This window comes from Nocardioides pacificus, from assembly GCF_054775955.1.
Map to the genome: position 1 here is coordinate 1195066 of NZ_BAAHCI010000005.1, position 22810 is coordinate 1217875.

At 71.8% G+C, this 22810-nt stretch carries 25 protein-coding genes and 3 tRNA genes; 21 read left to right on the top strand and 7 right to left on the bottom strand.

The features are described 5' to 3' along the window. The first annotated feature begins 10 nt into the window (after positions 1-10). Positions 11-2830 carry a helix-turn-helix transcriptional regulator gene (locus tag ACYU7L_RS08320; RefSeq protein WP_460794953.1) on the top strand — a complete coding sequence of 940 codons (2820 nt, stop codon included), beginning with the start codon at positions 11-13 and terminating at the stop codon, positions 2828-2830. A gap of 20 nt (positions 2831-2850) precedes the next feature. On the opposite strand, the gene ACYU7L_RS08325 is transcribed toward ACYU7L_RS08320, so the two are convergent. The 3 genes from ACYU7L_RS08325 to ACYU7L_RS08335 are packed head-to-tail and all read right to left on the bottom strand — an operon-like array spanning position 2851 to position 5535. Then, on the bottom strand, positions 2851-3492 hold the full coding sequence (locus ACYU7L_RS08325) for a CoA transferase subunit B (RefSeq protein WP_460794955.1): 642 nt from the start codon (positions 3490-3492) through the stop codon (positions 2851-2853). A 1-nt stretch (position 3493) separates the two neighbouring features. After that, entirely contained in the window at positions 3494-4318 is an 825-nt protein-coding gene (locus ACYU7L_RS08330; protein WP_460794957.1) for a CoA transferase subunit A, read from the bottom strand. Continuing rightward, complete coding sequence (locus ACYU7L_RS08335) at positions 4315-5535, bottom strand: acetyl-CoA C-acetyltransferase (protein WP_460794959.1); 1221 nt, start codon at positions 5533-5535, stop codon at positions 4315-4317. Before ACYU7L_RS08335 ends, ACYU7L_RS08330 begins: the two co-directional genes overlap by 4 nt. A gap of 78 nt (positions 5536-5613) precedes the next feature. On the opposite strand from ACYU7L_RS08335, the gene ACYU7L_RS08340 reads away from it, so the two are divergent. From ACYU7L_RS08340 to ACYU7L_RS08355, 4 genes are all read left to right on the top strand, one after another. Next, positions 5614-6516: a LysR substrate-binding domain-containing protein gene (locus ACYU7L_RS08340; protein ID WP_460794961.1), complete on the top strand. Its 903-nt coding sequence runs from the start codon at positions 5614-5616 to the stop codon at positions 6514-6516. A gap of 73 nt (positions 6517-6589) precedes the next feature. After that, positions 6590-6967, top strand: coding sequence for a CidA/LrgA family protein (locus ACYU7L_RS08345; protein ID WP_460794963.1), 378 nt, complete (start codon positions 6590-6592; stop codon positions 6965-6967). Further along, entirely contained in the window at positions 6964-7671 is a 708-nt protein-coding gene (locus ACYU7L_RS08350) for an LrgB family protein (protein ID WP_460794965.1), read from the top strand. The genes ACYU7L_RS08345 and ACYU7L_RS08350 overlap by 4 nt, the downstream gene beginning before the upstream one ends. Before the next feature lie 67 nt (positions 7672-7738). Further along, the gene (locus ACYU7L_RS08355; RefSeq protein WP_460794967.1) at positions 7739-9208 is read left to right on the top strand and encodes an amidase; all 1470 of its coding nucleotides are present in this window, start codon (positions 7739-7741) and stop codon (positions 9206-9208) included. A gap of 3 nt (positions 9209-9211) precedes the next feature. Here the strand turns inward: ACYU7L_RS08355 and ACYU7L_RS08360 are convergent, their stop codons facing one another. Then, positions 9212-10075 carry a thioesterase family protein gene (locus ACYU7L_RS08360; RefSeq protein WP_460794969.1) on the bottom strand — a complete coding sequence of 288 codons (864 nt, stop codon included), beginning with the start codon at positions 10073-10075 and terminating at the stop codon, positions 9212-9214. A gap of 32 nt (positions 10076-10107) precedes the next feature. Here ACYU7L_RS08360 and ACYU7L_RS08365 point away from each other — a divergent pair. From ACYU7L_RS08365 to ACYU7L_RS08390, 6 genes are all read left to right on the top strand, one after another. Then, positions 10108-10180 (top strand) — tRNA-Thr (locus ACYU7L_RS08365). 55 nt (positions 10181-10235) lie between these two features. Then, positions 10236-10309: transfer RNA gene (locus ACYU7L_RS08370), tRNA-Met, on the top strand. Between the two features lie 46 nt (positions 10310-10355). Then, on the top strand, positions 10356-10526 hold the full coding sequence (gene rpmG, locus ACYU7L_RS08375) for a 50S ribosomal protein L33 (RefSeq protein ID WP_121804265.1): 171 nt from the start codon (positions 10356-10358) through the stop codon (positions 10524-10526). 97 nt (positions 10527-10623) lie between these two features. After that, positions 10624-11046 carry an FAS1-like dehydratase domain-containing protein gene (locus tag ACYU7L_RS08380; RefSeq protein ID WP_460794971.1) on the top strand — a complete coding sequence of 141 codons (423 nt, stop codon included), beginning with the start codon at positions 10624-10626 and terminating at the stop codon, positions 11044-11046. Next, positions 11043-11435, top strand: coding sequence for a MaoC/PaaZ C-terminal domain-containing protein (locus tag ACYU7L_RS08385; protein WP_460794973.1), 393 nt, complete (start codon positions 11043-11045; stop codon positions 11433-11435). The genes ACYU7L_RS08380 and ACYU7L_RS08385 overlap by 4 nt, the downstream gene beginning before the upstream one ends. After that, positions 11428-12474, top strand: a complete 1047-nt coding sequence (locus tag ACYU7L_RS08390; protein WP_460794975.1) for a UDP-N-acetylmuramate dehydrogenase — start codon at positions 11428-11430, stop codon at positions 12472-12474. The genes ACYU7L_RS08385 and ACYU7L_RS08390 overlap by 8 nt, the downstream gene beginning before the upstream one ends. A 6-nt stretch (positions 12475-12480) precedes the next feature. Here the strand turns inward: ACYU7L_RS08390 and ACYU7L_RS08395 are convergent, their stop codons facing one another. From ACYU7L_RS08395 to ACYU7L_RS08405, 3 genes are read right to left on the bottom strand one after another with little or no spacing between them, the layout of a single operon-like run. Beyond that, positions 12481-13065, bottom strand: coding sequence for a DUF4190 domain-containing protein (locus tag ACYU7L_RS08395; protein WP_460794977.1), 585 nt, complete (start codon positions 13063-13065; stop codon positions 12481-12483). Positions 13066-13077: 12 nt separating this feature from the next. Further along, positions 13078-14112: an adenosine deaminase gene (locus ACYU7L_RS08400; protein ID WP_460796629.1), complete on the bottom strand. Its 1035-nt coding sequence runs from the start codon at positions 14110-14112 to the stop codon at positions 13078-13080. 11 nt (positions 14113-14123) lie between these two features. After that, on the bottom strand, positions 14124-15386 hold the full coding sequence (locus ACYU7L_RS08405; RefSeq protein WP_460794979.1) for a pyridoxal phosphate-dependent aminotransferase: 1263 nt from the start codon (positions 15384-15386) through the stop codon (positions 14124-14126). A 196-nt stretch (positions 15387-15582) separates the two neighbouring features. Here ACYU7L_RS08405 and ACYU7L_RS08410 point away from each other — a divergent pair. From ACYU7L_RS08410 to ACYU7L_RS08455, 10 genes are all read left to right on the top strand, one after another. After that, positions 15583-15655, top strand: a tRNA-Trp gene (locus ACYU7L_RS08410). Positions 15656-15696: 41 nt separating this feature from the next. Further along, on the top strand, positions 15697-15957 hold the full coding sequence (secE, locus tag ACYU7L_RS08415) for a preprotein translocase subunit SecE (RefSeq protein WP_460794981.1): 261 nt from the start codon (positions 15697-15699) through the stop codon (positions 15955-15957). Positions 15958-16051: 94 nt separating this feature from the next. Continuing rightward, positions 16052-16894, top strand: coding sequence for a transcription termination/antitermination protein NusG (gene nusG, locus ACYU7L_RS08420; RefSeq protein ID WP_460794983.1), 843 nt, complete (start codon positions 16052-16054; stop codon positions 16892-16894). A 136-nt stretch (positions 16895-17030) separates the two neighbouring features. Beyond that, positions 17031-17462 carry a 50S ribosomal protein L11 gene (gene rplK, locus ACYU7L_RS08425; protein WP_460794985.1) on the top strand — a complete coding sequence of 144 codons (432 nt, stop codon included), beginning with the start codon at positions 17031-17033 and terminating at the stop codon, positions 17460-17462. A gap of 100 nt (positions 17463-17562) precedes the next feature. Then, positions 17563-18282: a 50S ribosomal protein L1 gene (rplA, locus tag ACYU7L_RS08430; protein ID WP_460794987.1), complete on the top strand. Its 720-nt coding sequence runs from the start codon at positions 17563-17565 to the stop codon at positions 18280-18282. Positions 18283-18648: 366 nt separating this feature from the next. Next, the gene (rplJ, locus tag ACYU7L_RS08435; protein ID WP_460794989.1) at positions 18649-19275 is read left to right on the top strand and encodes a 50S ribosomal protein L10; all 627 of its coding nucleotides are present in this window, start codon (positions 18649-18651) and stop codon (positions 19273-19275) included. An 81-nt stretch (positions 19276-19356) separates the two neighbouring features. Further along, positions 19357-19746, top strand: a complete 390-nt coding sequence (gene rplL / locus ACYU7L_RS08440) for a 50S ribosomal protein L7/L12 (RefSeq protein ID WP_460794991.1) — start codon at positions 19357-19359, stop codon at positions 19744-19746. Between the two features lie 482 nt (positions 19747-20228). Then, positions 20229-21185 carry an ABC transporter ATP-binding protein gene (locus ACYU7L_RS08445; RefSeq protein ID WP_460794993.1) on the top strand — a complete coding sequence of 319 codons (957 nt, stop codon included), beginning with the start codon at positions 20229-20231 and terminating at the stop codon, positions 21183-21185. 15 nt (positions 21186-21200) lie between these two features. After that, positions 21201-21977, top strand: coding sequence for an MlaE family ABC transporter permease (locus ACYU7L_RS08450; RefSeq protein ID WP_460796631.1), 777 nt, complete (start codon positions 21201-21203; stop codon positions 21975-21977). 5 nt (positions 21978-21982) lie between these two features. Next, positions 21983-22810 carry an MlaE family ABC transporter permease gene (locus ACYU7L_RS08455; RefSeq protein WP_460794995.1) on the top strand — a complete coding sequence of 276 codons (828 nt, stop codon included), beginning with the start codon at positions 21983-21985 and terminating at the stop codon, positions 22808-22810.

Below are 22810 nucleotides of genomic sequence, written 5' to 3' on the forward strand. Positions count from 1 at the left end.
CTGTGACGAGGTGACGACGCCCCGCCTCGTCGGTCGTGACGACGAGCTAGCCCGCCTCGAGCAGCTGCTGCTCGGGGTCGGCGAGCGCGGCGCCGCCGTGGTGACCGTCTCCGCGGTGGCGGGAGCGGGTCGTACGGCGCTGCTCGACGCGCTCGTCGCCCGGGCGGCACAGGGCGCCGGCACGACCGTGCGGCTCAACGCGGTCGCCTGGGAGTCGGACCGGCCCTCCGCGCTGGTCTCCCAGCTGATCGGCAGGCTGCCGGGCGCGCCCCCGCACGGGACGGGGCTGGATGGGGAGGGGCCGGACGGGGAGACACCCGATCCGTTCGCCCGCGCCGAGCAGTTGGCCGGCGCGCTGCGCGGGTGTTCGGGACCGGTGCTGATCGCGGTCGACGACGCGCACTGGTCCGACCGCGCCTCCCTCCAGAGCCTCTCCACCGCCCTGCGCCACCACCACGACCTGCCGGTGCTGGTGGTGCTGACCCGGTGCAGCCGCGTCGAGGGCCTGGACGCGGATGACGAGGACGTCCTGGACCGCGTGTCGGACCACGCGCTCCACCTCGGGCCGCTGGACCCCGGCGACCTGGCGGCGCTGGCGTCCGCGCGCGGCATCGAGCTGTCCTCGACGCAGGGGGCGCACCTGCTGGCGCACACCGGCGGCATCGCGCGCCACGTCGTCGCCCTGCTCGACGAGCTTCCCCCGGACGTGTGGGCTGACCGGACGCCGGTGCTCCCCGCGCCGTCCGCCGTCACCGCCCAGGTGGGTCGCAGCCTCGAGCGTCTGCCGGCGGGAGCGCGGGCGCTGGTGCAGGCCACCGCGGTGCTGGCCGTCGTGGTGCAGGCGGAGCCGTCGTACGGCGAGCCGGGCCGGCACCGACCGGTGCCGGTGCCGGAGGCGGCCGCTCTGGCGGGGCTCGACGACGTGCTCGTCGACCTGGACCTGGCGCACCGCGCCGGTCTGCTCGAGCTGGCCGACATTGGGGGCGCGCTGGTGCTGCGGCCGCCCGACCCGATGGTGCGCTCGGCGGTGCTGGCCGCGCTCGGGCCGGCGGCCACAGCCCGGCTCCATGCCCGCGCGGCGGACGTCGTCGACGACCCCGAGGTGGCCCTGGAGCACGCCGCCGCGGCCTCGCCGCTGCCCGACGCGGGCATCGCTGACCGCCTCGAAGGGCTGGCCCGTCAGCGGGCCCTCGAGGGCGCCTGGGCCGCCGCGGCGCGGCTGCTCATCCGCGCCAGCCGGCTCACCGCCGACAAGGTGCGGCGCGAGGAGCGGCTGGTGGGCGGCGTCGACGCCCTGGTGGGGGCCGGGGACGCCGCGGCCGCATCGGCCCTCCGCCCGGAGGTCGAGGCGCTTCGCGAGACGCCGATGCGCAACGCCGTGCTGGGCTACCTCGCGATCGTCCGCGGCCGACCGGGAGAGGCGGAGGCGCGGCTCACCCGCGCCTGGGACCTCGTCGATCCCGAGCGGGCTCCGGAGGTGGCGGCCCTGGTCTGCCAGCGGCTGGTGCTGCACGCGCTGGCCAGGTGCGCCGGCGGTGACCTGGTGACCTGGGCAGACCGGGGCCTGGCTCTGGCCGGCTCGGACGAGCCCGCCGCCGTCGAGACGGCCGCCATCCGGGGCCTCGGGCTCGCCGCCACCGGAGAGGTCGAGCGTGCGCGGGCCTGCTATGGGGAGCTGGCCGCTCGCTCCCTGCCCGGGGCGGTGCTCCAGCGGGTGCGGATGGCGCACGGCTGGCTCCACCTCGTGACCGACGACGTGGAGGCGGCGCGCGCCGAGCTCGAGAGCGCGTGCAGCACGGACCTGCTCGGCGGCTCGGTGCGGATCGCGCAGTGGGCCCACGCCTGGCGAGCCCGAGCCGAGTTCGCCGTCGGTGACTGGGACGCCGCCCTGAGGACCGTCGACGAGGGGCTCGCCCTGGTCGACCGCTCGGGCATGCGGCTGGTCGCGCCCCTGCTGCACTGGACCGCGGTGCAGGTCCATGCGCTGCGCGACGACATGGACCGTGCCGAGGAGCGCCTGCGACTCGGCGACGCCGGTCCCGACGACTACGAGATCATGCGGATCCCCGCGTGCCTGGCCCGGGCCGCCCACGCCGAGACGCAGGGGGACTACCCGGCGGTGCTGCGGGCGCTGGCCCCGCTGACCCGGCCGTGGGCGCGCGGCCGGGTCGACGAGCCGGGACAGTGGCCGTGGTCCGACGTCTACGCCAACGCACTGGTGATCGAGGGACGCCTCGACGAGGCCGACGTCTTCCTGGCCGGCCACGAGGACCTGGCAGTGGAGCGCGGCCACCGCTCGGCCCAGGCCCGGCTCGGCTACGTCCGTGGCCGCCTGCACGGCGCACGAGGCGACGTCGGCGCCGCCCGAGCGTCGTTCGACGCCGCACTGGCTGCGATCCAGGACCTCCCGCTGCGCTACGACCGGGCCCGGATCAACTTCGCCTACGGCATGACGCTGCGTCGGGCGGGCAAGCGCCGGGAGGCCGACGTGGCGCTCTCTGCGGCGCGGGAGGGCTACCTCGCGCTCGGTGCCACCGCCTACGTCCGTCGCTGCGACCGCGAGCTGAAGGCCGGCGGGCTCGCGACCGGGCCGCACGCCGTACGACGGGAGCGGTCGCTGGACGCGCTCACGCCGCAGGAGCAGACGGTCGCCGACCTGGTCGCGTCGGGCGCCAGCAACCGCGACGTCGCCGCCGAGCTGTTCCTCGCGGAGAAGACCGTGCAGTACCACCTCACCCGGGTCTACGCGAAGCTCGGGATCCGCTCGCGCGCCGAGCTCGCCGCGCGCCGGGGCTCACCCGACGAGACCGAGCCCGGCCCGTCTCCGTGAGGTGAGGCGCTGGCCCGAGGTCAGGCGAGGGCGTCGGCCACGACCCGCGCGCCGGTGCGCTCGGTGATCTCCTCGACGGTGACGCCGGGCGCCAGCTCGACCACACGGAACGCGCCGGCGTCGACGTCGAGCACGCCCAGGTCGGTGATCACCCGCTGCACGACGGCCTTCCCGGTCAGCGGCAGGTCGCAGGACGCCAGCAGCTTCGGCTCGCCCTTCTTGGTGGTGTGCTCCATCAGCACGACGACCTTGCGGGCGCCGTGGACCAGGTCCATCGCGCCGCCCATCCCCTTGACCATCTTGCCGGGGATCATCCAGTTGGCCAGGTCGCCGGTCGCCGAGACCTGCATCCCGCCGAGCACCGCGACGTCGAGGTGGGCGCCGCGGATCATCGCGAAGCTGGTGGGGGAGTCGAAGTACGACGCGCCCGGGAGCACCGTGACAGTCTCCTTGCCGGCGTTGATCAGGTCGGGGTCGATCTCGTCCTCGTAGGGGTAGGGCCCGACGCCGAGGATGCCGTTCTCCGCGTGCAGGATCACCGTGTGCCCCTCGGGGAGGAAGCCGGGGATCAGCGTGGGCAGCCCGATGCCGAGGTTGACGTACTGACCGTCGGAGAGCTCCGCGGCGGCGCGGGCCGCCATCTGGTCGTGGGTCCAGGGCATGTCAGCTGCCTTCCTGTGCTGGGGAGGGGGCGGACGTGGGACGCGGCCGCGTGGTGCGCTTCTCGATGCCCTTCTCGGCCGCCTGCTCGGGGGTGAGCTCGACGACGCGCTGCACGAAGACGCCGGGCAGGTGCACGTCCTCCGCCCGGATCTCGCCGGCCTCGACGACCCGCTCGGCCTCGACGATCGTGAGCCGGCCGGCCATCGCGGCCGCCGGGTTGAAGTTGCGCGTGGACGCGGCGAAGACGCAGTTGCCGTGCCTGTCGGCGACGGTGGCGCGCACGAGCGCGACGTCCGTGACGATCGACTCCTCGAGCACCATCTCGCGACCGTGGAAGGTGCGGACCTCCTTGGGCTCCGAGGACATCACGACCGTGCCGTGCTCGTCGTACCTCCACGGCAGGCCGCCCTCGGCGACCATCGTCCCCACGCCGGTCGGCGTGAAGAACGCGCCGATGCCCGCGCCGCCGGCCCGCAGCCGCTCGGCCAGCGTGCCCTGCGGAGTGAGCTCCACCTGGAGCTCGCCGGCGAGGTACTGCCGGGCGAACTCCTTGTTCTCCCCGACGTACGACGCGACGACGCGCGAGATCCGGCGCTCCTCGAGGAGCAGGCCCAGGCCCGCCCCGTCGACGCCGCAGTTGTTGGAGACGACGGTGAGGTCGTCGGCGCCCTGCTCGAGGAGCGCCGCGATCAGGAACCACGGGATGCCGACCAGGCCGAAGCCGCCCACGGCGATGCTCGCGCCGCTGCGGATGTCGGCGACCGCCTCGGCGGCCGAGGCGACGGTCTTGTCCAGACCCTCCCGGGGCGCGGCGTGGGCGCTCATCGGACGGCCTCGAAGATCGCGGCCAGGCCCTGGCCGCCGCCGATGCACATCGTCTCGAGGGCATAGCGGCCCTCGCGACGCTGCAGCTCGTGCGCCATCGTGGCGAGGATCCGGGCGCCGGTGGCGCCGACCGGGTGGCCCAGCGAGATGCCGGAGCCGTTGGGGTTGAGCCGCTCGTCGCCTGCGTCGAGCCTCCACTCGCGCAGGCAGGCGAGGACCTGGGCCGCGAAGGCCTCGTTGAGCTCGATCAGGTCGAGGTCGTCCATCGTCAGTCCGGCCCGCTCCAGCGCTGCGGCGGTCGACGGGACCGGGCCGATGCCCATCACCTCCGGGCCGACGCCGGCGAGCGCCCAGGAGCGCAGCGCGAGCAGCGGGCGCAGGCCTCGACGCTCGGCCTCGCCGCGGGTGGTGACGACGCACATGGCGGCGCCGTCGTTCTGGCCGCTGGCGTTGCCGGCGGTCACGGTCGACTCCGGGTCCAGCCCGACCCGGATCGGGCGCAGCCCGGCGAGGCTCTCGACGGTGGTGCCGGGTCGCGGGTGCTCGTCGCGGTCCACGACGACGTCGGGCTTGCCGCGGCGGCCGGGCACGGTGACCGGCACCAGCTCGGCGGCGAAGCGGCCCTCCTCGTGTGCGGCGACCGCTCGCTGCTGGGAGCGCGCCGACAGCTCGTCCTGCTCGTCGCGGCCGATGCCGTAGTCGCGGCGCAGGTTCTCCGCCGTCTCGAGCATCCCGCCGGGCACCGGGTGGTGCTTGCCGCCCGCGGTCTCCCGGGCGCGCTCGAGACGGTCCATCAGCTCGACGCCGCCCCCGCGGACGCCGGTTCGCAGCGTGGCGTAGTGCTCGACCTGCGACATCGACTCGGCGCCGCCGGCCACGACGAGCCTCGCGGCTCCCGTCGACACCATGCCCGCGGCGTAGAGCACCGCCTGCAGACCCGAGCCGCAGCGGCGGTCGATCTGGATGCCGGGGACGCCGGTGCCGAGGCCCGCGTCGAGCGCGGCGATCCGGCCGATGGCGGGGTTCTCGCCGCTGGGATAGCAGTTGCCGAGGATCACGTCGTCGACGTCGCCCTCGCCCAGTCCGGTGCGGCTGACCAGCTCGCCCAGCAGACCCGAGGCAAGGTCGACCGAGGTCAGCGACGCCAGGGCGCCGCCCTGGCGGCCGACCGGCGTGCGGATCGGCTCGCAGATCACGATGTCGGAGGTGTGGCTCATGCCTCCACCGTAGGACGCCGGAGCCATATGCAGAAGTATCTGTTTACCGGGCTATCGAGACTCTGCGAGTATCAATGCATGGAACTCCGCCACCTGCGCTACTTCGTCGCCGTCGCCGAGGAGCGGCACTTCGGGCGGGCCGCCGAGCGCCTGCACATGGCCCAGCCCCCGCTGTCCCAGCAGATCCGTCAGCTCGAGGGTGAGCTGGGCGTCGAGCTGCTGCGGCGTACGACGCGACGCGTGGACCTCACCGACGCCGGGGAGGCCTACCTCGGTCGGGCCCGCGACATCCTGGCCCGGGTCGACGAGGCCGGGGTCGAGGCCCAGCGTGTCGACGCCGGGCTCGCCGGGCGCCTGGCGATCGGCTGCGTCGGCTCCGCGACGTACAGCCTGCTGCCGGAGCTGGCGCGCGGCCTGCGTGAGGCGCTGCCGGGCATCGACTTCGCCTTCCGCGGCGAGATGCTCGTGCCCGACCAGGTGCGCGCGCTGCTCGACCGCGAGATCGACCTCGCGCTGCTGCGACCGCCGGTGGACGACGCGCTGCTCAGCGTGACGACGCTGCGCCGCGAGCGGCTGGTCGCGGTGCTTCCCGAGGGGCACCGGCTCGCCGCGCGCAAGCGGCTGCGGGTGCGCGACCTGCGCGACGAGGACTTCATCGTGCACTCCGCCCGGCGGCGCTCGGTGATGCACGCGACCGTGCTCGACGTGTGTCGTGAGGCCGGGTTCGAGGCGCGGGTGCGCCACGAGGTCGTGGAGACCTCGACGATGGTGACGCTGGTCGCCGGGGGGCTCGGAGTCGCGCTGGTGCCCGAGCCCGTGACGCAGCTGGGCATCGCCGGTGCGACCTATCGCCCGCTCGTCGGCCTCGCCACCCGCGTCGAGCTCGCCGCGGCCACCCGCGCCGACGACGACGACGCGCCGCACCTGGCGCGCACCCTCGAGGTGGTCTCCCGGATCGCCCGTGGTGCGGTGCGGCGGTGACCGCGATGGCATCGTTCTCCCGGGCGCGGGCGGCGCGTCCGCCCGATCTACGAGGTGGGACCGAGGAGGACGCGTGCTGGTCGGACTGACCTGGCTGCTGGTGTGCCAGCTGGTCGGCGAGCTCGTCGTGCGGCTCAGCGGGCTGCCGGTCCCCGGCCCCGTGGTGGGGATGGTGCTGCTCTTCGTCGCCCTCCAGGCGCACGCCCCCGGGCCCGAGCACGCGATCTTCCGGGCCTCCGACCGGCTGCTGCGCCACCTGCAGCTGCTGTTCATCCCGGCCGGGGTCGGCGTGATCACGGCGCTGTCGCGGTTCGCCGACGACGCCCTGCCGATCACCGTCGGCCTCGTCGGGTCGTGGCTGCTCGGGCTCGTGGTGGTCGGCGGGCTCGTCGAGGTGCTGCTGCGCTGGCGCGGTCGGCGCCAGGGTCGACCAGAGGGGGAGCCCGCGTGAGCGACACCCTCGACTGGCTGCGGACCTCGCCGCTGGTCTTCCTCGTGCTGACCCTGCTCGCCTACCGGGTCGGGGTCTGGGCGCGCGACCGCTCCGGCGGGCACGCCCTGGCCCAGCCGTCGCTGATCGGGATCGTCCTCGTCGGAGCGGTGCTGCTGGCCGTCGACGTGGACTACGGCGACTACTTCTCCGGGACCGAGCTGATCAGCTTCCTGATGGGCCCAGCCACGGTCGCGCTCGCCGTACCCCTGCATCGCAACGCGCGTCGCCTCCACGGCCTGGTCGGCCCCATGCTCGTCGCGATTCCGCTGGGCGCCGTCGTCTCGGTCGCCAGCGCCCTGCTGCTCGTGCGGGCCCTCGGCGGCGGGGAGAGCCTCGCTCTGACGATGGCGCCGCGCGCCGCGACCACCCCGGTCGCCATAGCGCTGGCCGAGGAGGCCGGCGGCGTCGCGTCGCTGACCGCCGTGCTCGTCATCGTCAGCGGCGTGCTCGGCGCCATCGCCGGGCCCGCGGTGCTCACCCTGCTCCGCATCCGCGATCCCCGGGCTCGCGGTCTGGCGATGGGCGCCTCCGCGCACGGCATCGGCACCTCGCGCTCGCTCGCCGACGACGAGACCGAGGGGGCCTTCGCCGGCCTCTCCATGGGCCTCACCGCCCTCGCCATCAGCGCCCTCCTCCCGCTGGTCGTCCTGCTCCTCACCTGACCCTGCGCAGGTGGACGTGTCCGGCCTGCGACACCTCAGGTCCCGCTGACTGGGTACCGTGCCCGCCATGCCCCAGCCCCACTCCCCGCGCCAGTCCCAGGGCCAGTCCCAGGGTCAGCGCGTGCACGCGTTCACCGACGACGCCCTCGGCGAGCTCGATGCCGTCGGCCTGGCGGAGGCCCTGCGCGCGGGCCGCGTCTCGGTCCGCGAGGTCGTCGACGCCGCGATCGCGCGGGCCCGCCGCGTCGAGCCGGAGCTCAACGCCCTGGCCTTCACCGACTTCGACCACGCCCGCATGCTGGCGGCCGTCCAGCCGGACCGGGACGGCCCGTTCCTCACCGGAGTGCCGAGCCTGCTCAAGGACAACGTGGACATCGCCGGCATGCCGTCGCTGCACGGGACGGACGCGTTCGTGGGCACGCCGCACCGCAAGGACGGCGACCTGGCCCGGATGTGGCGCGGCACCGGGCTGGTCGTGCTGGGCAAGAGCCAGCTGAGCGAGTTCGGGTTCAGTGCGGCCGCCGAGCACCCCCGGCTCGGGGCTGTGCGCAACCCCTGGGACACCGACCGTACGGCGGGAGCGTCGTCGGCGGGCTCCGCGGCGATGGTCGCCGCGGGCGTGGTCCCCATCGCGCACGCCAACGACGGCGGCGGCTCGATCCGGATCCCGGCGTCGGCCACCGGCCTCGTCGGTCTCAAGCCGACCCGGGGGCGGTTGGCGCAGGACAAGCTGATGCGCCAGATGCCGGTGCGCATCGTCTCGGACGGGGTCGTCACCCGCTCGGTGCGCGACACCGCGGTCTTCCTGCGCGAGGCCGAGCTGGTCTATCGGGCGCTGGACCTGCCCCCGATCGGCGACGTGAGCCGGCCCGGACGCCGGCGCCTGCGGATCGCGGTGTCCACCCACGCCCCGCACCGCCCCTCGACGCCGGAGGTGGAGCGGCTCACCCTCGAGACCGCCGAGCTCCTCGAGAGCCTCGGCCACCAGGTCGAGCAGGTCGACGTGCCGATTCCCGACGGGTTCGCCGACGACTTCGTGCGCTACTGGGCGCTGCTGGCCACCGCCAGCATGCGTGGCGGCCGAGCGTCGTTCGGGCGCACCTGGGACCGCACCCGCCTCGACGAGCTCACCCGAGGCCTCGACCGGCACGCGCTGCGCAACGCGCACCGGCTGCCGGGCACGATCCGACGGCTGCGGGCCGCGGAGGCGATCAGCGCCGAGGTCTACCGCCACCACGACGTGCTGCTGACGCCGACGGTCTCCCACGAGACGCCGCGGGTGGGCCACCTCGACCCGTCGCTGGGCTACGACGAGGTGATCGAGCGGCTGCTCACGTGGGTCACGTTCACGCCGTTCCAGAACGTCACCGGCGACCCGGCCGTCTCGCTGCCGCTGACCCGCACCGAGCGGGGGCTGCCCCAGGGGATGATGCTCGCCTCCGGGCAGGGGCGTGAGGCCCTGCTGCTCGGGCTGGCCTACGAGCTCGAGCAGGCCAGCCCCTGGCCCCTGCTCGCGCACGCCGACGCGACGACCTGAGGCCTACCGGGGCTGGATCAGCAGGGCCTGCGACGACCGCGCCACGAGCCCGCGCTGGTCGTGGATCTCGCTCTGGGCCATCGCCACGGAGCCCTCGCCCAGCGTCGTGTGCGCGTCGAGGCAGAGCCACTCGCCCACCGGGGCACGCAGGACGTGGACGGTGAGCTCGGTGTTCTGGAAGCCCCAGTGCCGGGCGTCCAGCTCCGCGGAGACCCCGGAGGCCGAGTCGGCGCAGGCCAGCAGCCGCTGCAGCGGGGACATGGCCTCGCCCTCGACGAGCGTGGGCGTGCGCATCCAGACCGTGGCGGGGCCGACCTGGTCGGCCGCCCCCTTGACCCACCGGAAGTCGACCGCGTCGACGTAGCCGGGCGCCCACCCGCGCGGACGCTCGTGCCTCACCCCGTCCTCGGGTCCGTGGGGGAGGGGCGAGCCGGCGGCGGAGGCCCCGGCGTCGATCGCGCCCGTGGTCGCGGACGGGAAGACCCACGCCCGCGCCTGGGCCGCGACGCGGCCGCGCGCCACGTCGTACAGCTCGGCGCCGATCAGCTGCACCAGCCGCCCGGGACGCAGCACCTCCGCGCGCACCTCGAGCTCGGTCGTCGGCACCGGACCGAGGAGCTCGAGGGTGATCCTGCCCACGGCGTACGGCGTGCCGGCCACCGCGCGCTCGACCGCCCGGCCGAGCAGGGCGGCGGGTGGGCCGCCGTGCTGGCTGCCCGTCCCCCAGGGGGATCCGGTCGATGCCAGGGGCTGGGCGCGCTCGGTGGAGGCGGGCTCGCGCGCCTGTCCCGCGGCGGTGGAGGAGGCGTCCAGGAGGCGATAGAAGGGGCCGCTGACGTGCGTGGATGGAGCCGATTTCTCTTTCATGCGATGGCCTGTGTAACCTTCCTTCGTCGCTGGCCCCTTTAGCTCAGTCGGCAGAGCGTCTCCATGGTAAGGAGAAGGTCTACGGTTCGATTCCGTAAAGGGGCTCTGGGTTGGGGTTCTGCCAGTCGCTAGTCTGGCTGGCAGAACACCTCGTCCCGGTGGCGGGGTAGCTCAGGTGGTTAGAGCACACGACTCATAATCGTGGTGTCGCGGGTTCAAGTCCCGCTCCCGCTACTCAGACCTGACGCACACAGCATCACCAATTGACGAAGGACATCCCGTGGCCAGCAAGAGCTCTGACGTTCGCCCGAAGATCACGCTTGCGTGCGTCGACTGCAAGGAGCGGAACTACATCACCAAGAAGAACCGGCGCAACGACCCCGACCGGCTCGAGCTGGCGAAGTTCTGCCCCCGTTGCCGCAAGCACACGGCTCACCGCGAGACCCGCTGATCCGCGGCTGATCTCCAGCACACGCCTCACGAGGGCGGTCTCCCATCCGGGAGGCCGCCCTCGTTGCGTCTGCGCCGCACCCGCTAGTTTGGACGCCATGCCAGTCGATGCCTCCTTGCTCGGGCGGACCTACCCGCCGACCAGGCCCTACGCCGTCTCCGAGGAGAAGGTGCGCGAGTTCGTCGCCGCGACCGGGGACGAGTACGACGGCGGCCCGGCGCCGGCGACCTTCCCCGTCGTGCTGGCCTTCGAGGCGATGAACGCCTTCCTGGCCAGCGAGCGCATCGACCTGTCCCGCATCGTGCACGGCGAGCAGCGCTTCGCCTACCGCCGCCCGGTCGTCCCGGGCGACGTGCTCACCACCAGCCTCACCATCGCCTCGCTGCGCCAGATCGGCGGCAACGACATCATCGGCACCCGCAGCGACATCACCGACGCCGCCGGCGAGGTCGTCTGCTCGACCTCCGCCACGCTGGTCCATCGGGCACCGGCGAGCCAGGACCAGGAGGCGGGCGCATGAACGTCGGCGACACCCTCGAGCCCCAGCGCTTCGTCGTACGGCGCGCGGACCTGGTGCGCTATGCCGGCGCGAGCGGCGACTTCAACCCCATCCACTGGTCCGACCGGGTCGCGACCGCGGTCGGCCTGCCCGGGGTGATCGCGCACGGGATGTTCACGCTGGCCCTGGCCGCGCGAGCCGTCCGCACCTGGACGGGCGGCGCCGAGGTCGTCGAGCTCGGCTGCAAGTTCACCAACCCGGTCGTGGTGCCCGACGACGACGAGGGCGTGGAGGTCGTGGTCGAGGCCACCGTCAAGACGATCGAGGACGGACTCATCACCCTGGCGTTGCACGTGACCAGCGGCGGCCAGAAGGTGCTCGGCATGCCCAAGGCCGTCGTCCGTGCCTGAGCTCGCCGACCAGCAGCTGCGCCAGCACACCACCCTGCGGCTGGGTGGGCCGGCCGGACGGTTCGTCGAGGCCGAGACCGACGACGAGCTGCTCGCCGCGATCCGCGAGGCCGACGCGGCCGGGACCCCGCTGCTGCTGCTCTCCGGCGGCAGCAACCTGGTCGTCGCCGACGAGGGCTTCGCCGGCACCGTCGTCCACGTCGCCACCCGCGGCGTGCGCCCGGACGCCGAGGACGGCGTCTCCTGCGGCGGGGTCGTGGTCCGGGTCGCGGCCGGCGAGGACTGGGATGCGTTCGTCGCGCGGGCGGTGGCCTCAGGCTGGGTCGGCGTCGAGGCGCTCTCGGGCATCCCCGGCGCGGTCGGCGCGACGCCGGTGCAGAACGTCGGTGCCTACGGCCAGGAGGTCGCCGACACGATCGCGTCCGTGCGCACCTGGGACCGCACCGAGCAGCGGATCCGGACCTTCGCGGCCGCCGACTGCGGCTTCGGCTACCGCACCAGTCGGTTCAAGGCCGAGCCCGGTCGCTACGTCGTCCTCGAGGTGACCTTCCAGCTGCGCCAGGGCGACCTGGGCGCCCCGGTGGCCTATGCCGAGCTGGCCCGCCGCCTCGGGGTCGAGCAGGGCGCCCGAGCGCCGCTGAGCGAGGTGCGCGACGCCGTCCTCGCGCTGCGCGCCGGCAAGGGGATGGTGCTGGACGCCGCCGACCACGACACCTGGAGTGCCGGGTCCTTCTTCACCAACCCGCTGCTGAGCCCCGAGCAGGCCGACGCGCTGCCGGACGACGCACCGCGCTGGCCCCAGCCCGACGGCCGGGTCAAGAGCAGCGCCGCCTGGCTGATCGAGCACGCCGGCTTCGCCAAGGGCCACGGGCCGGGCCGGGTCGGCCTGTCGACGAAGCACACGCTCGCCCTCACCAACCGCGGAGGGGCCTCCACCGAGGAGCTGCTGCGGCTCGCCCGCGAGGTCCGTGACGGCGTGCAGGCCGCGTTCGGCGTACGCCTGGTCAACGAGCCGGTGCTGGTCGGCTGCGCCCTCTGAGGGCTCTCAGTAGGTGGAGCCGCTCGAGCTGGACGAGTCGACGCTCAGCGCGAGGGCGATCACGACGATGGTGGCCAGCACGCCGAGGACGAGCAGCACGGTCCCGATGATGCCCATGATCATCCCGGCCTTGCCCTGCTCACGGCCGCTGAGCTGACCGCCGCTGGCGTCGACGGCGCGCACCGCGCGTGACCCCATCACCCAGGCGAACGGGGCCGCGAAGATCGGGAAGATGCAGAACATGGTGCCCACCAGGCTGACGATCCCCAGCACCATCGCCATCGTGGCGCCGGGGGCCTCCTGCCGCGGCGGGGTGCCGTAGCCGTAGCCCTGCGGGTAGGCGCCTTGCGCGTTCTGGTCCTGGGGGTACTGACCATACGGCTGCTGGCCGTAGGGGGCCTGGCCATAGGGCTGCTGACCGTACGGCGCCTGCCCGTACGGCTGCTGGCTGTAGGGCGACTGAGCTGAGGGATCGCCGTACGGCGCCTGGCCGTAGGGCTGCTGCTCCTCGCCGGACGGGGAGGGGGTCGGCTCGTCGCTGCGCTTGCGCAGGTAGTCGTCCGGCAGCCGGTTCGGGTCGTCTTCGCTCATGGCGACATCCTCTCAGTCGACTGCGGGCGGCGCAGCCAGCCACGCATCGATGTCGCGAAGTGCGGCGCTCTGCACGTCCGACGGGGCGCGGGAGGCTCGCATCGACATCCGGGCCAGCTCCGCCAGCGTGGCATCGTCGAGCTCATGGGCGGCGCGCATGGTGGCGTACTGCGCCGCGAGCTGCGAGCCGAACAGCAGCGGGTCGTCGGCGCCGAGTGCCACCGTGGCCCCTGCCTCGAGCAGCTGGGGGAGTGGGACGGAGGTGAGGTCGGAGTAGACGCCCAGGGCGACGTTGGAGACCGGGCACACCTCCAGTGCGATCCCTGCGTCGACGATCCGGGAGAGCAGGGCAGGGTCCTCGACGCTGCGGACGCCGTGGCCGAGCCGCCCGGGGTGCAGGTGGTCCAGGCACCGGTGGACGTGCTCGGGTCCGCGCAGCTCGCCACCGTGGGGGACCAGGAGCAGGCCGGCGCGCTCGGCGATCGCGAACGCCGGCCCGAAGTCGGGTGTGCTGCCGCGTCGCTCGTCGTTGGAGAGCCCGAAGCCGACGACGCCGCGGTCGGCGTACTGCGCCGCGAGGCGGGCCAGTGTGCGGGCGTCCATCGGGTGCCTGGTCCGGTTGGCCGCGACGACCACCGCCATGCCGAGCCCGGTCTCGCGCGACGCCTCGCGCACCGCGTCGAGGACGAGGTCGGTGAACGCCGTGATCCCGCCGAAGCGCGCCGCATAGCCGCTGGGGTCGACTTGGATCTCCAGCCAGCGACCGCCGTCGCGCACGTCGTCCTCGGCCGCCTCACGGACCAGTCGTCGTACGTCGCCCTCGGTGCGCAGGACCGAGCGCGCGACGTCATAGAGGCGCTGGAAGCGGAACCAGCCCTTCTCGTCCGCCGCCGAGAGCTGCGGGGGCCACTCCTCGACGAGCGAGTCGGGCAGCACGATGCCGTCCCGCGCCGCGAGCTCCAGCAGCGTCTGGTGACGCATGGAGCCGGTGAAGTGCAGGTGCAGGTGCGCCTTGGGAAGTCGGCGCAGGTCCCGGCCCGTGCGCAGACGACCGGCGCTCAGGCGAAGAGCCTCTGCAGCCGGCTGACACCCTCGACGAGGTCGTCGTCGCCGAGCGCATAGGACAGTCGCAGGTAGCCGGGGGAGCCGAAGGCCTCGCCCGGGACGACGGCCACCTCCGCACGCTCGAGGATGATCTCGGCGAGCTCGGCGGAGTCGTTCGCCACCGGCCCGTCGGGACCGCCGACCGGCTTGCCCAGCAGCCCCTTGACCGAGGGGTAGGCATAGAACGCGCCCTGCGGCGTGGGGCAGACGACGCCGTCGATCTCGTTGAGCATCGAGACGATGAGCTTGCGGCGACGGTCGAAGGCCACCTTCATCTCGTCGACCGCGGTCAGGTCTCCCGAGACGGCCGCCAGGGCCGCGCGCTGGGAGACGTTGGCGACGTTGGAGGTCGCGTGCGACTGCAGGTTGGTGGCCGCCTTGACGACGTCGGTGGGGCCGATCAGCCAGCCCACCCGCCAGCCGGTCATCGCGTAGGTCTTCGCGACGCCGTTGACGACCAGGCAGCGGTCGGCCAGCTCCGGGCAGAGCACCGGCAGCGAGCCGGTGTCCACACCGTCGTACACGAGGTGCTCGTAGATCTCGTCGGTGAGCACCCACAGTCCGTGCTCGTGTGCCCAGGCGCCGATCGCGCGGATCTCGTCGGCGGTGTAGACCGCGCCGGTGGGGTTGGAGGGGGAGACGAAGAGCAGCACCTTGGTCTGCTCGGTGAGCGCCCCCTGCAGCTGCGAGACCGTCACCTTGTAGTCCTGCGTCTCGTCGGCGAGCACCTCGACGGGCACGCCCCCGGCGAGCTTGATCGACTCGGGGTACGTCGTCCAGTACGGCGCCGGCACGATGACCTCGTCGCCCGGGTCGAGGATCGCGGCGAACGCGGCGTAGATCGCCTGCTTGCCGCCGTTGGTCACGAGCACCTGGCCGGGCTCCACCGCCCAACCGCTGTCGCGCAGGGTCTTCTCCGCGATGGCCTTCTTCAGCTCGGGGAGCCCGCCGGCAGGCGTGTAGCGGTGGTTGGCCGGAGCGCTGCACGCCTCCACGGCCGCCTGCACGATGTAGTCGGGCGTGGGGAAGTCGGGCTCGCCGGCACCGAAGCCGATCACCGGGCGTCCTTGCGCCTTGAGGGCCTTGGCCTTCGCGTCGACCTTCAACGTCGCGGACTCGGCGATCGAGCCGATGCGCAGGGAGACGCGGCGCTCACGCGGGAGCGTGGGGCGGCCGGCGGCAGGAGACGGGGAGCTGTCGGGCGTCGTGGCGGTCATGGTGCCATCGTAGGGGCGGGGTGACCGGGCCCAAGCGCGTGTTCCACGCCTGCCCTCGCGTGGGCCCCGTGGCGGGTGGGCCGGGTGCGTTTGGACGCGGCCTCGGTTCGCCCCGTACACTTCCACGATGTGGTTCTCCACACCACTGAGGCGTGCCCTCGGTGCTCCGGCTCGCCGGAGGGTGGAAAACGACTGAAGGGCACTAGCTCAACTGGCAGAGCATCGGTCTCCAAAACCGAAGGTTGGGGGTTCAAGTCCCTCGTGCCCTGCAAGGACAACTGGTCGATCGACAACGACAAGGTGGAAGAACGTGTCGGACAGCAGCGCGGTGCAGAACCAGCGCGGCAGTACGCCCGGTGATGACGGGGGCAAGCGCACGAGCCCCTTCACCTTCTACCGCCAGGTCGTCGCCGAGCTTCGCAAGGTCGTCTGGCCGACCCGGCCCCAGCTCGTCACGTACTTCATCGTCGTGCTGGTTTTCGTGCTGACGTTGATCGCGATCGTCTCGTTGCTCGACCTCGGGTTCGGCAAGCTCGCCTTCGAGGTCTTCAGCGGCAGCGACGGCCAGTGACCACCGCCGCCGACGATGAGTCGCGCGGCAGTCAGACCTGAGGTGTCCGGCACCAGCCGGACGCGTAACGCACATCGAAGTGACGGAGCATCACGTGTCGGAGCAGTACGAGTCGGTCGAGGCCGAGGAGACGCAGGCTGTCGCCGGCGACTCCCTCGAGGAGACCGCCGCGTCCGCAGAGGACGCCGTCGAGGACGCCACTGAGCCCGTGGAGGCCCAGTCGGCTGAGGACGAGTCCGCCGAGGACGCGTCCGCTGAGGACGAGTCCGCCGAGGACGCGTCCCCCGAGGACGAGGAGTCCGTCGAGGAGGGCGAGGACCCGCTCGAGGACTTCCGCCGCGAGCTGTGGGCCAAGCCCGGCGACTGGTTCGTCATCCACACCTACTCCGGCATGGAGAACAGGGTGAAGGCCAACCTCGAGAACCGCATCATCTCCTTGAACATGGAGGACTACATCCACGAGATCGTGGTCCCCACCGAGGAGGTCGCGGAGATCAAGAACGGCCAGCGCAAGCTGGTTCGCCGCACCGTGCTCCCCGGCTACGTGCTCGTCCGCATGGACCTGACCGACGAGTCGTGGGCAGCCGTGCGCCACACGCCCTCGGTCACCGGCTTCGTCGGGCACAGCCACCAGCCCGTGCCGCTGAGCATGACCGAGGTCGAGAACATGCTCGCCCCGGCCATCGTGGCGAAGGCTGCAGCCGACGCGCAGGCGTCGGGCCAGCCGGCCCCCGCGGGCGCACCGGCGAAGAAGGCCATCGAGGTCGCCGACTTCGACGTGACGGACTCCGTCATGGTCGTCGACGGTCCGTTCGCCACGCTCCACGCCACGATCACCGAGATCAACGCGGAGTCCCAGAGGGTCAAGGCCCTCGTCGAGATCTTCGGCCGGGAGACCCCGGTCGAGCTGAGCTTCAGCCAGATCCAGAAGGTCTAGCTCAGGACGGCGCCGGGGAGGTCGGCTGACGTCCCCCCGGTCGTCACGCAACAACCAGGTGGCAGAGCCCGACCGGTCCAGCACCGGCACCGGACTCGTCGAGACCACGACGCACAAGCAAAAAGGACCCGAAGTCATGCCTCCCAAGAAGAAGAAGATCGCTGCCCTGGTCAAGGTGCAGCTCCAGGCTGGCGCTGCTACTCCTGCTCCTCCGGTCGGTACCGCTCTCGGTCCGCACGGCGTGAACATCATGGAGTTCTGCAAGGCCTACAACGCGCAGACCGAGTCGATGCGCGGCAACGTGATCCCCGTCGAGATCACGATCTACGAGGACCGGTCGTTCACGTTCGTCACGAAGACCCCGCCGGCCTCCGAGCTGATCAAGAAGGCCGCCGGCCTGCAGAAGGGCTCGGGCGTCCCGCACAAGGAGAAGGTCGGCAAGCTGACCAAGGACCAGGTGCGCGAGATCGCGACGACGAAGCTTCCCGACCTCAACGCCAACGACGTCGAGGCCGCCATGAAGATCGTCGAGGGCACCGCCCGCTCGATGGGCGTCACGACCGACTGATCTGCGTCGGGCCGCGAGGCCCTGACGACCGGCATCACTGAATCTGTGGCAGGGCCGCGCTGGCCCACCAGACCACGCCTGGAAGAGAAGAGAACCAGACATGCAGCGCAGCAAGACCTACCGCGCGGCGGCGGAGCAGTTCGACAAGGACGAGCTCCACGCCCCCCTCGCGGCCATCAAGATCGCCAAGAGCACCAGCAAGAAGAAGTTCGACGAGACCCTGGACGTCGTCATGCGTCTCGGCGTCGACCCCCGCAAGGCGGACCAGATGGTCCGCGGCACCGTCAACCTCCCGCACGGCACCGGCAAGACCGCCCGGGTCCTGGTCTTCGCCAACGCCGAGAAGGCTGACGCCGCCCGCGAGGCCGGCGCCGACGTCGTCGGTGGCGACGAGCTCATCGAGAAGGTCGCCGGCGGCTGGCTCGACTTCGACGCCGTCGTCGCGACGCCCGACATGATGGGCAAGGTCGGTCGCCTCGGCCGCGTGCTCGGCCCCCGTGGCCTCATGCCGAACCCGAAGACCGGCACGGTCACCCCCGACGTGGCCAAGGCCGTCACGGACATCAAGGGCGGCAAGATCGAGTTCCGCGTCGACCGGCACGCCAACCTGCACTTCATCATCGGCAAGGCCTCGTTCACCGAGGTCCAGCTGGCGGAGAACTACGCCGCCGCGCTCGAAGAGGTGCTGCGTCTCAAGCCCAACAGCTCCAAGGGCCGCTACATCAAGAAGGTGACGGTCTCGACGACCATGGGCCCCGGCGTCCAGGTCGACCCCAACCGCACCAAGAACGTCGCCGTGGAGGAGGAGACCCAGGCCTGAGCCTGACTCTCCCGCACAGCAGCACCGCATCTCAGCAGCACCGCCCCGGCCCGTCGTCCCTGACGACGGGCCGGTCGCATCTCTCGGCCCAGCCCGCCCCGGCCCAGCCCAGCCCGGGCGCGTGCGATGCACCGTCGATTTGGTGCGACGCGTGTCGGGCCCTAGAGTTCTCGATTGAAGCCAGAGACCGCCGGTTGTCGCCCCCCAGGGGTGACCGAAGGTTCGCAGACGCGGATGCCAGCGCAGGTGCAACAGAGCCAGAGTCCGCCTCGTGCGGACTTCACGCCCCGTGCGCCTCGCGCCGGGGCGTTCGTCGTCTCCGCGCCAGGACCGGCATCTCGACAAGAGAAGTCCGGAAGGAGACCCATGGCGCGGCCAGAGAAGACAGCAGCCGTGGCGGAGATCGTTGAGTCCTTCAACGGTGCCGCTGGCGCTGTACTGACCGAGTACCGCGGTCTCACCGTGAAGCAGCTGCAGGACCTGCGGCGCAATCTCGGCGAGAACGCCAACTACGCCGTGGTCAAGAACACGCTGGCCAAGATCGCCGCCCATGAGGTGGGGATCGAAGGCTTTGACGACCTGCTGACCGGCCCGACCGCCATCGCCTTCATCAGCGGTGACGTCGTCGAGGCGGCCAAGGGTCTGCGTGACTTTGCCAAGGCCAACCCCGCCCTCGTCATCAAGGGCGGCGTACTCGACGGCAAGTCCCTCGACGCCTCGGAGATCGCCAAGCTGGCGGACCTCGAGTCGCGCGAGGTGCTCCTGGGCAAGATGGCGGGCGCGATGCTCGCCTCGCTGAGCCAGGCCGTCTACCTCCTCAACGCCCCGCTCGCACAGGCTGCCCGGCTCGCCGGCGCCCTGCAGGCGAAGGCCGAGGAGGACCCCTCGATCCTCGCAGGTGGTGCCGGCGTGCCGGCCGCTGCCGAGGAAGCCCCGGCTCCGGCCGAGGGCGCCCCGGAGGCCGACGAGGCCGCCGAAGCCGCCGACGCCTGATCCACGGCTGACGCACACACCACCTGAAACCCAGGTCCGCCCGCAAGACGGGCCGGACCACGAATGGAAGGAACCGCCACCATGGCGAAGCTCACCACCGACGAGCTGCTCGACGCGTTCAAGGAAATGACCCTCATCGAGCTCTCCGAGTTCGTGAAGCAGTTCGAGGAGACCTTCGGCGTCACCGCTGCTGCTCCCGTTGCCGCTGCTGCCGCTCCTGCTGCCGGCGGCGCCGGCGGCGGCGAGGCCGCTGCCGAGCAGGACGAGTTCGACGTCGTCCTGGAGTCGGCCGGCGAGAAGAAGATCAACGTCATCAAGGAGGTGCGCGCCCTCACCTCGCTCGGCCTCAAGGAGGCCAAGGAGCTGGTGGAGTCCGCCCCCAAGGCGATCCTCGAGAAGGTTGCCAAGGACGCCGCGGAGAAGGCCAAGGAGGCCCTCGAGGGCGCCGGGGCCACCGTCTCCCTCAAGTGATCCCCGGCGTGGGCCCCGCCCGCGCCTGATCGCTGCGTGACCCGCAGGAGGGCACACCTCCTCGCCGCGAAGGGCGGCCACCCACTGGGTGGCCGCCCTTCGTCGTACCTGCCCCAGCCGACTCGGCGTCGTAAGGCCGTGCGCTCGTGCCGACTCGGCGTCGTACGGCGGTGCGCTGGGGCCGAGTCGGCGTTGTTTGGGGGTGCGTTCGTGCCTACTCGGGGGCGTACGACGTGCTCGAGGCGTGGACGGGTGTCCACTGAGCGTGAACAGGCCTTGTCACACCGGGTGTACCTGTGAGTAACATGCGGCGTTCAGTTTTGATGGATCCGCGGCAAGGGAGTGACGCTGTGCCGAATCCAGCGTAACTTTGCGCAGCCGCCCCCGTTGACATGTGGGAGCGGTCACGTCGGGGGAGCCGGATCGGTCAACACGAGGGTGGTGCGTGGCATGTTCACGCCCCCAAGAGGGAGAGTGCCAGCATGGGTGTCGAGATCCAGGTCGACGGTCTGACCAAGTCGTTCGGCAAGCAGCTCATCTGGGGCGACGTCACCCTGACCATCCCGGCCGGCGAGATCTGCGTGATGCTCGGCCCGTCCGGCACCGGCAAGTCGGTCTTCCTCAAGACCCTCATCGGTCTGCTCAAGCCCGACAAGGGCTCGATCATGATCGAGGGGACCGACATCGCCAGCTGCTCCGAGAAGGACCTCTACGAGATCCGCAAGCTCTTCGGGGTGCTCTTCCAGGACGGCGCGATGTTCGGGTCGATGACGCTCTACGACAACGTCGCCTTCCCGCTGCGCGAGCACACCAAGAAGTCCGAGTCCGAGATCCGTCAGATCGTGATGGAGAAGATGGACCTCGTCGGCCTGGTCGGCACCGAGGACAAGCTTCCCGGCGAGATCTCCGGCGGCATGCGCAAGCGCGCGGGCATCGCCCGCGGGCTGGTGCTGGACCCCGAGATCATCCTGTTCGACGAGCCCGACTCCGGCCTCGACCCCGTGCGCACGGCCTTCCTCAACCAGCTGATCGTCGACCTCAACGCCCAGATCGACGCGACGTTCTTGATCGTGACGCATGACGTCAACACCGCCCGCACGGTGCCCGACAACATCGGCCTGCTCTACCACAAGCACCTGGCGATGTTCGGGCCCCGCGAGATGCTGCTCAGCTCCGAGGAGCCGGTCGTGCGTCAGTTCCTCAACGCCCAGCGGGTCGGCCCGATCGGCATGTCCGAGGAGAAGGACGCCGACGAGCTGGCCTCCGAGGAGGGCCAGGAGCTGCCGCCGCTCCCTCCAATCCCGCTGCAGCAGGAGCCGTCCAACGGCATCCCGCGTCGCAGCCAGCGGGCTCCTGGGGAGTGGTGCCGTCTCAACGGCGTGACGCCGCCTCCCGGCTCGTTCCAGGACCAGTACGCCGGCATCGTGACGGGAACCTGATTCCCGGTGGCAGGCATCACCGCATCGAGGGCGCTCGCCCCGATCGGGACTGCGGGCAAGCTCTTCGCCTTCGGTCTCGACGTGGCCCGCGGTCTCTTCCGCAGGCCGTTCCAGTTCCGTGAGTTCATCCAGCAGGCCTGGTTCGTCGCCTCGGTCACCATCATCCCGACCGCCCTGGTCGCCATCCCCTTCGGCGCCGTCATCGCGCTGCAGGTCGGCGGCCTGGTCAAGCAGCTCGGCGCGCAGTCCTTCACCGGCTCCGCCGCGGTTCTGGCCGTCGTCCGAGAGGCAGGACCCATCGCGACCTCGCTGCTGATCGCCGGTGCCGGCGGCTCGGCGATCGCCGCCGACCTGGGCGCCCGCAAGATCCGCGAGGAGCTCGACGCGATGATGGTGCTGGGCATCGACCCGATCCAGCGGCTCGTCGTACCCCGCGTCCTGGCGTGCATGCTCGTCGCCGTCTTCCTCAACGGCCTGGTCAGCGTGGTCGGGGTGAGCGGCGGCTACGTCTTCAACGTCATCCTCCAAGAGGGCACACCAGGGGCCTACTTAGCGAGCTTCACCGCGCTCGCCCAGCTCCCCGACCTCTGGCAGGGCATGGCCAAGGCCCTCGTGTTCGGCCTGATCGCCGCGATCGTCGCCTGCTACAAGGGCATGAACGCAGGCGGTGGGCCCAAGGGGGTCGGCGATGCCGTGAACGAGTCCGTCGTCATCACCTTCATGCTGCTGTTCGTCGTCAACTTCGTGATGAGCGCGATCTATCTGCAGCTCGTCCCGCCGAAGACAGGTTGACGCCCATGGCCACGATCAAGTCCGTCTACGAGCAGCCGATGAAGATGCTCGACAAGCTCGGCGAGGAGCTCGCGTTCTACCTGCGCGCCATCGCCTGGGCGCCGCGCACCATCCGGCGCTACAAGAAGGAGATCCTGCGGATCCTCGCGGAGATCACCCTCGGCTCGGGTGCCCTGGCCGTGATCGGCGGGACCGTCGGCGTCATCGCCGCGATGTCGTTCTTCACCGGCACCGAGGTGGGCCTGCAGGGCTACGCGGCGCTCAACCAGATCGGCACCGCCGCCCTCTCCGGCTTCGTCTCCGCCTACTTCAACACCCGCGAGATCGCGCCGCTGGTGGCCGGCATCGCCCTGGCCGCCACGGTCGGCTGCGGCTTCACGGCCCAGCTCGGCGCCATGCGGATCTCCGAGGAGATCGATGCGCTCGAGGTGATGGCCATCCCCTCGCTGCCGTTCCTGGTGACCACCCGGATCATCGCGGGGCTGATCGCGATCGTGCCGCTGTACGTCGTTGGCCTGTTCTCGTCGTACTTCGCGACCCGGTTGACCGTCACCCAGTTCTACGGGCAGAGCACCGGGACCTACGACCACTACTTCAACCTGTTCCTGCCTCCAGGTGACGTGCTCTGGTCCTTCGGCAAGGTCCTCGTCTTCGCCGTCGTCGTGATCCTGATCCACTGCTACCACGGCTATAACGCCTCGGGCGGCCCCGCCGGCGTGGGCGTCGCCGTGGGGCGCGCAGTGCGGACCAGCATCGTGGCGATCAACGTGATCGACCTCTTCCTGTCCATGGCGATCTGGGGCGCCTCCACGACCGTGAGACTGGCGGGGTGA

Excerpts from the sequence above, each read along its gene's own strand:
- ACYU7L_RS08325 (WP_460794955.1), bottom strand. The coding sequence starts at position 3,492 with ATGCCCTGGACCCACGACCAGATGGCGGCCCGCGCCGCCGCGGAGCTC.
- ACYU7L_RS08330 (WP_460794957.1), bottom strand. The coding sequence starts at position 4,318 with ATGAGCGCCCACGCCGCGCCCCGGGAGGGTCTGGACAAGACCGTCGCC.
- ACYU7L_RS08335 (WP_460794959.1), bottom strand. The coding sequence starts at position 5,535 with ATGAGCCACACCTCCGACATCGTGATCTGCGAGCCGATCCGCACGCCG.
- ACYU7L_RS08340 (WP_460794961.1), top strand. The coding sequence starts at position 5,614 with ATGGAACTCCGCCACCTGCGCTACTTCGTCGCCGTCGCCGAGGAGCGG.
- ACYU7L_RS08355 (WP_460794967.1), top strand. The coding sequence starts at position 7,739 with ATGCCCCAGCCCCACTCCCCGCGCCAGTCCCAGGGCCAGTCCCAGGGT.
- ACYU7L_RS08360 (WP_460794969.1), bottom strand. The coding sequence starts at position 10,075 with ATGAAAGAGAAATCGGCTCCATCCACGCACGTCAGCGGCCCCTTCTAT.
- ACYU7L_RS08380 (WP_460794971.1), top strand. The coding sequence starts at position 10,624 with ATGCCAGTCGATGCCTCCTTGCTCGGGCGGACCTACCCGCCGACCAGG.
- ACYU7L_RS08385 (WP_460794973.1), top strand. The coding sequence starts at position 11,043 with ATGAACGTCGGCGACACCCTCGAGCCCCAGCGCTTCGTCGTACGGCGC.
- ACYU7L_RS08395 (WP_460794977.1), bottom strand. The coding sequence starts at position 13,065 with ATGAGCGAAGACGACCCGAACCGGCTGCCGGACGACTACCTGCGCAAG.
- ACYU7L_RS08405 (WP_460794979.1), bottom strand. The coding sequence starts at position 15,386 with ATGACCGCCACGACGCCCGACAGCTCCCCGTCTCCTGCCGCCGGCCGC.
- rplK (WP_460794985.1), top strand. The coding sequence starts at position 17,031 with ATGCCTCCCAAGAAGAAGAAGATCGCTGCCCTGGTCAAGGTGCAGCTC.
- rplA (WP_460794987.1), top strand. The coding sequence starts at position 17,563 with ATGCAGCGCAGCAAGACCTACCGCGCGGCGGCGGAGCAGTTCGACAAG.
- rplJ (WP_460794989.1), top strand. The coding sequence starts at position 18,649 with ATGGCGCGGCCAGAGAAGACAGCAGCCGTGGCGGAGATCGTTGAGTCC.
- rplL (WP_460794991.1), top strand. The coding sequence starts at position 19,357 with ATGGCGAAGCTCACCACCGACGAGCTGCTCGACGCGTTCAAGGAAATG.
- ACYU7L_RS08445 (WP_460794993.1), top strand. The coding sequence starts at position 20,229 with ATGGGTGTCGAGATCCAGGTCGACGGTCTGACCAAGTCGTTCGGCAAG.
- ACYU7L_RS08455 (WP_460794995.1), top strand. The coding sequence starts at position 21,983 with ATGGCCACGATCAAGTCCGTCTACGAGCAGCCGATGAAGATGCTCGAC.